We start from the raw sequence: 10497 nt of genomic DNA on the forward strand, positions 1-10497 counted from the left end.
ACCAGCGCGTACGGCGCTGGTCGGGGGCCTTCGTGCTGCTCGGGCCGGTGGCCGGTCAGTGGCCGGCGCAGCAGCCGCCGGTGACGCTGCCGCACTGGCAGGGTGCGCCGGACTGGCAGCCGCAGCCGCAGCCCGGGCCGCAGCCGCAGGCGCCGGCGAGCAGGGGCAGGGCCACCCGGGCGCGGCGGGACGTCGGCTCGGCGGTACGGGAGGTGGGTACGGGCCGGGCGGGGGTGCTGGTCATGGTGCTGAGCCCTCCTCGTTGGGGGCAGGCGGGATGGAGGCCTACCTGACCACGAGTGAAGCTCGCGCGCTGACGGGGCGTCAACGGGCGCGCGGGTGTGGGGGAGCGGGTCGGTCGTGCTCCCCCACACCCGCGCTGCGGGGTTTGGATCGCGCCGGCCCCGGATCCGGAGCCCGGCGCGCCGTGCCGGGTGGGCTGGGCCCGGGTCTAGGCCTAGGCCTCGGCCGCGCGCTCCTCGCCGACGAACTCGCCCGCGTGCTCACCGGTGACCAGGAAGACCACCCGCTTGGCGACCGAGACGGCGTGGTCGGCGAAGCGCTCGTAGTAGCGGCCGATCAGCGTGACGTCCACGCCGGTCTGGATGCCGTGCTGCCAGCGGTCGTCGATCAGGTGGGCGAAGAGCTCGCGGTGCAGCTCGTCGATCGCGTCGTCGTCGCGCTCGAGCTGGAGCGCGGCGTCCACGTCCTTGGTCGCGATGACCTGGCCGGCCTTGGCCACCAGGCGCTGGGCGAGCTGGCCCATCTCCAGGACGATCGGGTGCAGGTCGTTGGGCACCGCGGATCCGGGGTAGCGCAGCCGGGCCACCTTGGCGACGTGCCGGGCCAGGTCGCCGCAGCGCTCCAGGTCGGCGCTCATCCGCAGGCTGGTGACCACGATGCGCAGGTCGGTGGCGACCGGCTGCTGGCGGGCCAGCAGGTCGATGGCCCGGTCCTCCAGGTCGTGGTGCAGGGCGTTGACCTTCTCGTCGGCGGCGATCACGCTCTCGGCGAGGGCGAGGTCGGCGTCCAGCAGCGCGGTGGTCGCGCGGCCCATGGCCGAGCCGACCAACCGGGCCATCTCGACCAGGCCGTCGCCGATCGAGTCGAGTTCCTCGTGGTACGAGTCGCGCATGCTCTTCTCTTCTCCTCGGTAGCTGTGTCGGTGGCGGTGCCGACGGGCCGCCGCGCCCCCTGCGGGAGGGCGCGCGGCCGCTGCGGTGGCGCGCATCGTACGCGCGTCACGGACCCACACGGGCTGCGCCAGCCAGACTGGTCCGTTCGGACGACGCCCCACGGCCCCTCCAGTGAACCAACAGCTACCTGAAGGTGAATTCTCGGCAACGTGCGGCCGATGCCTTGATCTGACGCTTACGGACCGCCCGGCCCATGCGCTTAGGCTGGGCCGCATGGACGTGAATGTGGCCGCCGCCGCTGCCTGCGCCATCGCCGGGCTGGGCGTGGGTCTCACGGCCTCCATCGCCTTCCGCTGGAGCGAGCGAGAGCAGGCCCGGGGCAGCAACAGCGGCAACGGCAGAAGAAGTGGCAGCGCATCAGCAGTGAACTCCCTCCCCCAGGAGCCGGCCCTCCCGCCCGGCGTGGACACCGTGCTGTCGGTGCTCCGGTCGTGCGCGATCGTGCTGGGCGACGGTGACGAGGTGGTCAAGGCCAGCTCCGCCGCCTACGCGATGGGCCTGGTCAGAGGCGGTGCGCTGGCCGTCGAGCCGATGCTGGCGCTGGCCCGCGCGACCCGCCGTGACGGCGAGATCCGCCAGGCCGAGCTGGACGTCCCGCGCCCGGGGGTGGCGCGCTCCGGCGAGCCGCTCGCGGTCTCCGTGCGGGTCGCCCCGCTGGGCTCGCGCCTGGTGCTGGTGCTGGTCGAGGACCAGACCGAGCGCCGCCGCATCGAAGCGGTCCGACGTGACTTCGTGGCCAACGTCAGCCACGAGCTCAAGACCCCGGTCGGGGCGCTCTCGCTGCTCTCCGAGGCGGTCGCGGACGCGGCCGACGACCCGGAGGCCGTGCAGCGCTTCGCCGGGCGGATGCAGATCGAGGCCACCCGGCTGGCCAGCCTGGTCCAGGAGATCATCGACCTCTCCCGGGTGCAGGACGACCGGCTGCTGATGGACCCCGAGCCGGTCCCGGTGGACGAGCTGATCGCCGAGGCGATGGACCGCTGCCGCCAGCAGGCCGCGGCCAAGCAGATCCACATGGCGGCCGGCGGCATCGCCGGCCTCTACCTCTACGGCGACCGCGGCCAGCTCGCCGCGGCACTCGGCAACCTGGTCGAGAACGCCGTCAACTACAGCCCGCCGCGGACCCGGGTGGCCATCGCCACCCGCCGGATAGCCAGCGCCGCCGCGATCGGCGAGGCGGACGGCGAGCTGATCGAGATCTCGGTGACCGACCAGGGCATCGGCATCTCGGAGAAGGACCGCGAGCGGATCTTCGAACGCTTCTACCGCGTGGACCCGGCCCGTTCCCGGGCCACCGGCGGGACCGGCCTCGGGCTCTCCATCGTCAAGCACGTGGCGGCCTCGCACGGCGGGACCGTCTCGGTCTGGAGCGTCGAGGGCCAGGGATCAACCTTCACCGTCCGGCTCCCCGCCGGGCAGAACCCGGCGTCGGCCGAACCGGCGTCACACCCATCCATCACACCCCACCTTCCTGCCCCGGAGGCCCGATCGTGACCCGAGTACTGGTGGTCGAGGACGAGGAGTCGTTCAGCGACGCCCTGTCGTACATGCTGCGCAAGGAGGGTTTCGAGGTGGCGGTCGCCGCGACCGGACCCGACGCCCTCGAGCAGTTCGAACGCAACGGCGCCGACCTGGTGCTGCTCGACCTGATGCTGCCCGGACTGCCCGGCACCGAGGTCTGCCGCCAGCTGCGGGTGCGCTCCAACGTGCCGGTGATCATGGTGACCGCCAAGGACAGCGAGATCGACAAGGTCGTCGGGCTGGAGATAGGCGCTGACGACTACGTCACCAAGCCCTACTCCACCCGCGAGCTGGTCGCCCGGATCCGTGCGGTGCTGCGCCGCCGCGGCGAGGACGGCGGCGCCGGCGACAACGGCGGCGGCCCCGGCGCGCTGGAGGCCGGCCCGGTCCGGATGGACGTGGACCGGCACGTGGTGACGGTCGACGGCGCCAAGGTCGACCTGCCGCTCAAGGAGTTCGACCTGCTGGAGATGCTGCTGCGCAACGCGGGCCGGGTGCTGACCCGGATGCAGCTGATCGACCGGGTCTGGGGCGCCGACTACGTGGGTGACACCAAGACCCTGGACGTCCACGTGAAGCGCCTGCGGGCCAAGATCGAGCCGGACCCGGGTGCGCCGCGCTACCTGGTCACGGTGCGTGGCCTGGGCTACAAGTTCGAGCCGTAGACTGCGGTAGCGCGGTAGCGCCGTGGCGCGAACGGCCGAGGGCCGCTGTACCCCCAGGGTGCAGCGGCCCTCGGCCGTTCGCGGTGGTGCGCCCGCTCAGTGCGCGGAGGCGCTCGCGCTGGGGCTCGCGGACGACGGGCTCGCGCTGCCGGACGCCGAGGCCGACGCGGACGCCGAGCTCGACGCGGAGGCGGAGGTCGACGCCGAGGCGGAGCCCGACGCGGCCGGGGACGGCGGCACCGCGGCGGGGGAGCTGGCGCCGGCGCTCGCGCTCGCCGACGTGGAGGCCGAGGCGGAGGCCGACGCCGAGGTCGGGGCGTAGGGCGCGTAGTAGCCGATGGCCGGGAAGACCTGGGCCGGGGAGGCCACCTTGCCGGAGATCGAGAAGGCGAAGGAGGTGGGCGCGAAGCCGCCGAGCTTCAGCGTGACCGCGGAGACGTGCGCGGTCGGCTGGCCGGCGCCGCCCACCAGCACGGCGCCGCGGGCCGGGATCACGATGCCGCCCGGCAGGGCGGCGCCCGAGGCGTCCGCGAAGGTCGCGGTGCTGTCGCCGACGGTGACGGACTGCAGCGTCTCGGGGACCTCGGCGGTGTTGCTGATGTTGACGGTCAGGTTCGCGGGGCCCGGCTGGCCGTTGGCCTGCATCGGGTCGGTCACCAGGGTGATGTTGTTGAGCTTCAGGTCGCCGAGCGAGGTGGCCGGGGTGTCCGGCTTGACCTGCAGGGTCTCGGCGCTGTTGCCGGTGGAGCAGGCGGACAGCGAGACGGCGGCAAGGGTGAGAACGATGGCGGCAGTGCCGCCGCGTCGAAGGCTGCGGCTCACGGCGGCGGCATCTCCTAGGTCACGTGTCGAGTGGTCAGCGCTCAGATTACCGACCGCACTTATCCGGTTCTCACGGGGTGGCCCCGTGTCGCGGCTCCGGCCCGCGCCGAGGGGGCCGGGGGAGTGACCGAGCGGGGTGACCGGGGCGACGGTGGCTGGCGGCGCGGGGCCGGGGCGGCCGGGGCGGGAGCCGGTGCGGCCACCGGATTTCCGGCCGCCGCTCCCGGTCAAGATCAGATCACGATCGTGAAACGGTCGATATCCGGTATGGACTTCAAGATCGAATCATGGTTTCGGGGGTGTTGCCGCAGGTTTCGCCGGATGCGGGAACCGCCTCCGACCTGCGGGAAGCCCCTTCCGCGGCATGGTCGCAGCACGTCGCGGGGGTCCTTGTCAAGCCCCGAGACCGGCCCTGACCTGCGAAAACGCCCTTCGGGTGGACGGAAAAGCGTGTTATTCTGGAAAGCCACGGAAGGGGTCCTGTCACATGACGTTCAAGGTTGGCGACACGGTGGTCTACCCCCATCACGGGGCTGCACTGATCGAGGCCATCGAAATTCGCCAGATCAAGGGTGTGGACAAGACCTACCTGGTGCTGAAGGTTCAGCAGGGAGACCTGACGCTGCGCGTCCCGGCGGAGAACGCCGAGTTCGTGGGCGTGCGCGACGTGGTCGGCCAGGAGGGTCTGGACCGGGTCTTCGAGGTGCTGCGTGCACCGTACACCGAAGAGCCCACCAACTGGTCTCGCCGCTACAAGGCGAACCTGGAGAAGCTCGCGTCGGGTGACGTCATCAAGGTCGCCGAGGTTGTCCGCGACCTGTGGCGCCGCGAGCGCGAGCGCGGCCTGTCGGCCGGCGAGAAGCGGATGCTCGCCAAGGCGCGGCAGATCCTGGTCAGCGAACTCGCGCTGGCGGAGAACACCAACGAGGACAAGGCGGAGACGCTGCTCGACGAGGTGCTGGCCTCGTAGGGCGCCGGTCGGGCTGCCCTTGGGGCGGTCAGGCAGGTCGGCGGGTTGTCCGCCGATGCCGCTTTATCAGCACAGCGCCCGGCGCTGCTGCACGTCCGGGACCGGGAGGTCCCCGACGGTGCGGTGGCACACCGGGCGCTGCGGCGTGCCCGGACGCGGCGCCCGGCGCGTGCGTGGTCCCGGTGGGTCCCGGCGCGTGCGCCGGCGTGCCCGGGTGCGAACCGGGCCGACCGGTGGGTGGGACATGCCCGGGGCGGGTGACGGGTGCGGTGACGTGGGCCATCGGGTGCTCGTAGCGTGGGGGCCGAGCACACCGGTACCCGAGAGGCGGCGCCGGGGTGGAAGGGGTCCGGAGCACCGTCTGACGGGTACGCCTGGGCCATACCCACTTCGCCGAAGGAGTGAAACCTGAACACCACAGGAGTAGTCGCAGCAGCCGTGGTCCCCGCCGCGGGGCGGGGCGAGCGGCTGGGACCGGGCGCGCCCAAGGCGCTGCGCGAGCTGGGCGGCGCGCCCTTGCTGGTGCACGCGGTCCGGGCGCTGGCGCGCAGCCGCGCGGTGGGCCTGGTCGTGGTCGCCGCGCCGCCGGACGGCGTCGCCGAGGTGGTCGGGCTGCTGGACAGCCACGGTCTGGACGGCAAGGACGTCCGGGTGGTGGCCGGTGGCGCGACCCGGCAGGAGTCGGTCCGGCTGGGCCTGGCGGCGATCGGCGAGCAGGTCGAGATCGTGCTGGTGCACGACGCGGCCCGGCCGCTGGTGCCGGTGGAGGTGGTGGACGCGGTGGCGGCCGCCGTGCGGGCCGGGGCGCAGGCCGTGGTGCCGGCCGTCCCGCTGGCCGACACCGTCAAGCGGGTGGGACCGGCGCCGGCCGGCGGCCCGGAGCCGGTGCTGGACACCCCCGACCGTGCCACCCTGCGGGCCGTGCAGACGCCGCAGGGCTTCCGCCGCTCGCTGCTGGCCGAGGTGCACGCCAGGGCGCTCGCCGAGCAGGAGGCCGGCCTGGCTCCCGCGGTGACCGACGACGCCGGGCTGGTCGAGCACTACGGCGGTCAGGTGGTCGTGGTGCCGGGCCACGAGGAGGCCTTCAAGGTGACCCGTCCGCTGGACCTCGTGCTCGCCGAGGCCGTACTCGCCCGCAGGAGGGCCTCCGATGGATTCTGAGCAGCAGGCGTCCCGGCAGCACGTGTCACAGCAGCACGTGTCCGGGCCGCAGGCGTCCGAGCCGCAGGGGTCCCAGCGGCCGGCCGCCGCGGTGCCGGTGCTGCCCCGGGTCGGGATCGGCACCGACGTGCACGCCTTCGCGGACGGGGTGCCGCTCTGGGTGGGCGGGCTGCACTGGGAGGGCCACGAGCAGGGCCTGGCGGGCCACTCGGACGGCGACGTGGCCGCCCACGCGGCCTGCAACGCGATCTTCTCGGCCGCCGGGATCGGCGACCTGGGCACCCACTTCGGCACCGACCGCTCCGAGTGGGCCGGCGCCGCGGGGGTGCGACTGCTGGCCGAGGCGGCCCGGATCGTGCGCGAGGCGGGCTTCGAGATCGGCAACATCGCGGTGCAGGTGATCGGGGTGCGGCCGCGGATCGGCAGCCGGCGCACGGAGGCGGAGGCGGTGCTCTCGGCCGCGGCCGGCGCGCCGGTCTCGCTCTCCGCGGCGACCACCGACGGGCTCGGCCTGACGGGACGTGGGGAGGGCCTGGTGGGTCTGGCCACCGCGCTGGTCTACCCGCGCGGTTGACAGCGCTTCGGGGCAGCGCCGACCGCGGACGGCACCCCGGGCGGGTGGGGGTGCCTGGGGCCGGTGGGAGCGGAGCGGCCCGCTCCGCTCCGCCACGGTGGGTAACCCCGGCTCCTCCTGAGGTCACATCCGTGCAGTGAGCGCGTCACGGCGACAAAATCATGGTGCCCCCGCGGCGGAAACGTCGCGGGGCACTGTCGGTTTCCCACTACGCTGGACGCTGTGAGCCTTCGTCTGTACGACACCAACACCCGCCAGGTACGCGACTTCGTCCCGCTTGTACCGGGCTGTGTCTCGATCTACCTGTGCGGTGCGACCGTGCAGGGGGCGCCGCACATCGGGCACATCCGGTCCAACCTCAACTTCGACGTGATGCGCCGCTGGTTCACCTACCGCGGCTACGACGTCACGTTCGTGCGCAACGTCACCGACATCGACGACAAGATCATCGCCAAGGAGCGCGCGCTGGGCGTGCCGTGGTGGCAGATCGCCTACGCCAACGAGCGTGCGTTCAACGACGGTTACCAGGCGCTGGGCTGCCTGCCGGCGACCGCCGAGCCGCGCGCGACCGGGCACGTCCCCGAGATGATCGCGATGATGCAGACGCTGATTGCCAAGGGCCACGCCTACGCGGCCGACGGCAACGTCTACTTCGACGTCAAGTCCTTCCCGTCCTACCTGGAGCTCTCCAACCAGAAGCTGCAGGACCTGCGGCAGCCCGAGGGCGAGGGCGAGACCGGCAAGCGCGACCAGCGCGACTTCGCGATGTGGAAGTCGGTCAAGGAGGGCGAGCCCAGCTGGGACACCCCGTGGGGTCCCGGCCGTCCCGGCTGGCACCTGGAGTGCTCCGCGATGGTGCACAAGTACCTGGGCAGCGCCTTCGACGTGCACGGCGGCGGGCTGGACCTGATCTTCCCGCACCACGAGAACGAGATCGCGCAGTCGAAGGCCTTCGGCGACGACTTCGCCAACTTCTGGGTGCACAACGCCTGGGTCACCATGAGCGGCGAGAAGATGAGCAAGTCGCTCGGCAACTCGGTGCTGATCTCCGAGATGGTCCAGCGCTGGCGGCCGATCGTGCTGCGCTACTACCTGGCCGCCCCGCACTACCGCTCGATGATCGAGTACAGCGAGGAGTCGATCCGCGAGGCCGAGGCCGGCTTCGGGCGGATCGAGGGCTTCATCCAGCGGGTGATCGAGCGCTGCGGCCCGGTCGAGGCGGCGCCCGAGGTGCCGCCGGCCTTCGCCGAGGCGATGGACGACGACCTCGGGGTGCCGCAGGCGCTGGCTGTGGTGCACACCACGGTCCGCCAGGGCAACAGCGCGTTGACGGCGGACGACAAGGAGAACGCGGTAGCGCGACTCGCCGAGGTCCGTGCGATGCTCGGAGTGCTGGGGCTCGACCCGCTCGACCCGCAGTGGACCGGCGCGGAGCGCGGCGAGGACCTGCACGGGGTCGTCGACTCGCTGGTGCGCCTGGTGCTCGAGCAGCGCCAGGCGGCGCGGGGCCGCAAGGACTTCGCCACCGCGGACGCGATCCGCGACCAGCTCGGCCTCGCCGGGCTGGCGATCGAGGACACTCCGTCCGGCCCCCGCTGGACGATCAACAACCAGTAATCCCTCAGGTGAGGGGTGAGGGCGGGCCGTATCGGCGGACACGTTGTCCGGTACGGCCCTCCCGCATGAGACAGAGCATGCCGGCGGCCGGGGTACCAGCCGCGGCCGGGCATGACGGACAGACAGGAAGTACAGCCATGGCCGGCAACAGCGCCCGCAGGAACCGACGCAACCCCGGATCGAAGAAGGGCGCGAGTGTCGGCACCGGCGGCCACAGCCGGAAGCAGCTCCAGGGCAAGGGCCCCACGCCGCCCGGTGAGGCCCGCAAGGGGCACCCCAAGCAGCGCGCGGCCAACGCCGCCATCAAGCGCGAGCGGGACGCCAAGGCCCGCGCCGGCATGCGCCGCTCCGGCGGTGGCGGCCGGGGCGGTCGCGGTGGCGCGGGTGCGGCCGAGCTGGTGGTCGGGCGCAACTCGGTGGTCGAGGCGCTGCAGGGCGGGGTGCCGGCCACCGCGCTCTACGTGATGCAGTTCATCGACACCGACGACCGGGTGCGCGAGGCGTTCCAGGCCGCCAACGAGCGGGGCATCCCGCTGATGGAGGCGCCGCGCCCGCAGCTGGACCAGATGACCGGTGGCCTCAACCACCAGGGCCTGGTGCTCCAGGTCCCGCCCTACGAGTACGCGCACCCCGAGGACCTGCTCGGCGTCGCCGCCGACCAGGGCGAGGACGCGCTGATCATGGCGCTGGACGGGGTCACCGACTCGCGCAACCTCGGCGCCGTGGTCCGCTCCGCCGCGGCCTTCGGGGCGCACGGCGTGGTCATCCCCGAGCGGCGGGCGGCCGGCATGACGGCCGGGGCCTGGAAGACCTCCTCGGGCGCCGCGGCCCGGCTCCAGGTGGCTCGGGCCACCAACCTGACCCGCGCGCTGGAGGCCTACCAGAAGGCCGGCCTGCTGGTGGTGGGCCTGGCGGCCGACGGCGAGGCGGAGCTGGGCGAGCTGGCCGCGCTCACCGGTCCGGTGGTCGTGGTGGCGGGCAGCGAGGGCAAGGGCCTGTCCCGGCTGGTCTCGGAGACCTGCGACATCCTGGTGCGGATCCCGATGCCCGGGCAGACCGAGTCGCTGAACGCCGGCGTGGCGGCCGGGATCGTGCTGTACGAGGCGGCCCGGCTGCGGGCCAAGAGCTGACTCTTCTTCGGAGTTGGCCCCCTTCTGTTCGTGACTGACGGATGTGCTCCCCATCTCGCACACGGGTGATCGCATCCGTCAGCCACGCCCGGGAGTTGCACCCGGGAGAGTGTCCTAACCGGGTGTCACCCGGTTAGAGGGGTGTGGACACCAGAACACCTCGGCGCCCCAGGCAGGGCGGAGCAGCAGGAATAGACGCTGAGCCCGGCCTCAGCACCGTCAAGGTGCCCAGCGATCCGGCCCGCCTGAGCGTGACCCAGGCCAGCTTCCGGATCAGGCTGGCCGCGCCGGTCGCCCCGATGCTCGACGCGCCGCCCCAGCCGGCCGCGCCGTACGCGGACGCCTTCGGACGCCCCTACTCGCGGCAGGCCTTCGGTGGCCGGCCCGGGCTGGTCCGCGAGGGCGTGGCCGACCGCGGCTCGCTCGGCGGCGGATCGGGTGGGGCCCCACGGCGCAAGGGCCGGGTCACCGCGGTGACCTGGAGCGGGCAGGCGATGCCCGGCGACCTGGCGGCCACCCGGCTGCTGGACGCCGTGCGCCTGAACACCGTGCCCTCGCCGGCCGGCGCGCCGCTCGGTGCGGCCGTCGGTGTCGGGGTCGGGGCCGCTGCCGGGCGCGGCGGCTCCTCGCTGGGCGGCTCGACGTTGGGCGGCTCCCCGCTGGGTGGCTCCTCGGTGCAGCTGGCCGAGGTCGGCGACACCCAGGTGCTGGAGCCGGTGCCCGGCTGGGACACCGTGCCGGTCGGCTCCGGCCCGTACGGCTCCGGCCCCGGCGCCGGCGCCCCGGACGGGCGCGGGGGCGGGCCCCGCCAGCCGCCCCGTGCGGCGGGGTCCCCCGGCCC

10 protein-coding genes and 1 pseudogene are annotated in these 10497 nt (G+C 73.3%); 8 read left to right on the forward strand and 3 right to left on the reverse strand.

All coding sequences use genetic code 11. From position 1 onward, the window contains the following. Nucleotides 1–55: 55 nt before the first annotated feature. Nucleotides 56–244 carry a hypothetical protein gene (locus tag ABD323_RS06245; protein WP_344440134.1) on the reverse strand — a complete coding sequence of 63 codons (189 nt, stop codon included), beginning with the start codon at nucleotides 242–244 and terminating at the stop codon, nucleotides 56–58. Nucleotides 245–457: 213 nt separating this feature from the next. Further along, a complete protein-coding gene (gene phoU / locus ABD323_RS06250; protein ID WP_344440136.1) occupies nucleotides 458–1135 on the reverse strand; it encodes a phosphate signaling complex protein PhoU in 678 nt (225 codons plus the stop codon). 274 nt (nucleotides 1136–1409) lie between these two features. Between phoU and ABD323_RS06255 the strand changes: the two genes are divergently transcribed. Beyond that, on the forward strand, nucleotides 1410–2690 hold the full coding sequence (locus tag ABD323_RS06255; RefSeq protein WP_344440138.1) for a sensor histidine kinase: 1281 nt from the start codon (nucleotides 1410–1412) through the stop codon (nucleotides 2688–2690). Next, nucleotides 2687–3382 (forward strand): two-component system response regulator PhoP, encoded by a 696-nt coding sequence (gene phoP / locus ABD323_RS06260; RefSeq protein WP_031069385.1) that lies wholly within the window; start codon nucleotides 2687–2689, stop codon nucleotides 3380–3382. The genes ABD323_RS06255 and phoP overlap by 4 nt, the downstream gene beginning before the upstream one ends. Nucleotides 3383–3478: 96 nt before the next feature. Here phoP and ABD323_RS06265 read toward each other — a convergent pair whose 3' ends face one another. After that, on the reverse strand, nucleotides 3479–4204 hold the full coding sequence (locus ABD323_RS06265) for an LPS-assembly lipoprotein LptE (RefSeq protein ID WP_344440143.1): 726 nt from the start codon (nucleotides 4202–4204) through the stop codon (nucleotides 3479–3481). Between the two features lie 487 nt (nucleotides 4205–4691). On the opposite strand from ABD323_RS06265, the gene ABD323_RS06270 reads away from it, so the two are divergent. The 6 genes and pseudogenes from ABD323_RS06270 to ABD323_RS06295 form a co-directional block, all read left to right on the forward strand. Beyond that, on the forward strand, nucleotides 4692–5174 hold the full coding sequence (locus ABD323_RS06270) for a CarD family transcriptional regulator (protein ID WP_030244332.1): 483 nt from the start codon (nucleotides 4692–4694) through the stop codon (nucleotides 5172–5174). A gap of 438 nt (nucleotides 5175–5612) precedes the next feature. After that, entirely contained in the window at nucleotides 5613–6335 is a 723-nt protein-coding gene (gene ispD / locus ABD323_RS06275; protein ID WP_425555872.1) for a 2-C-methyl-D-erythritol 4-phosphate cytidylyltransferase, read from the forward strand. Further along, a complete protein-coding gene (gene ispF, locus ABD323_RS06280; RefSeq protein ID WP_344440145.1) occupies nucleotides 6325–6909 on the forward strand; it encodes a 2-C-methyl-D-erythritol 2,4-cyclodiphosphate synthase in 585 nt (194 codons plus the stop codon). The genes ispD and ispF overlap by 11 nt, the downstream gene beginning before the upstream one ends. A 222-nt stretch (nucleotides 6910–7131) precedes the next feature. Further along, a complete protein-coding gene (gene cysS, locus ABD323_RS06285) occupies nucleotides 7132–8526 on the forward strand; it encodes a cysteine--tRNA ligase (RefSeq protein ID WP_344440147.1) in 1395 nt (464 codons plus the stop codon). Nucleotides 8527–8663: 137 nt separating this feature from the next. Continuing rightward, a complete protein-coding gene (rlmB, locus tag ABD323_RS06290) occupies nucleotides 8664–9656 on the forward strand; it encodes a 23S rRNA (guanosine(2251)-2'-O)-methyltransferase RlmB (RefSeq protein ID WP_344440149.1) in 993 nt (330 codons plus the stop codon). A gap of 224 nt (nucleotides 9657–9880) precedes the next feature. Next, nucleotides 9881–10497: pseudogene (locus tag ABD323_RS06295) on the forward strand (hypothetical protein); the annotation flags it as partial.

Source organism: Kitasatospora nipponensis, assembly GCF_039528135.1.
Taxonomy (GTDB): Bacteria; Actinomycetota; Actinomycetes; order Streptomycetales; family Streptomycetaceae; genus Kitasatospora; species Kitasatospora nipponensis.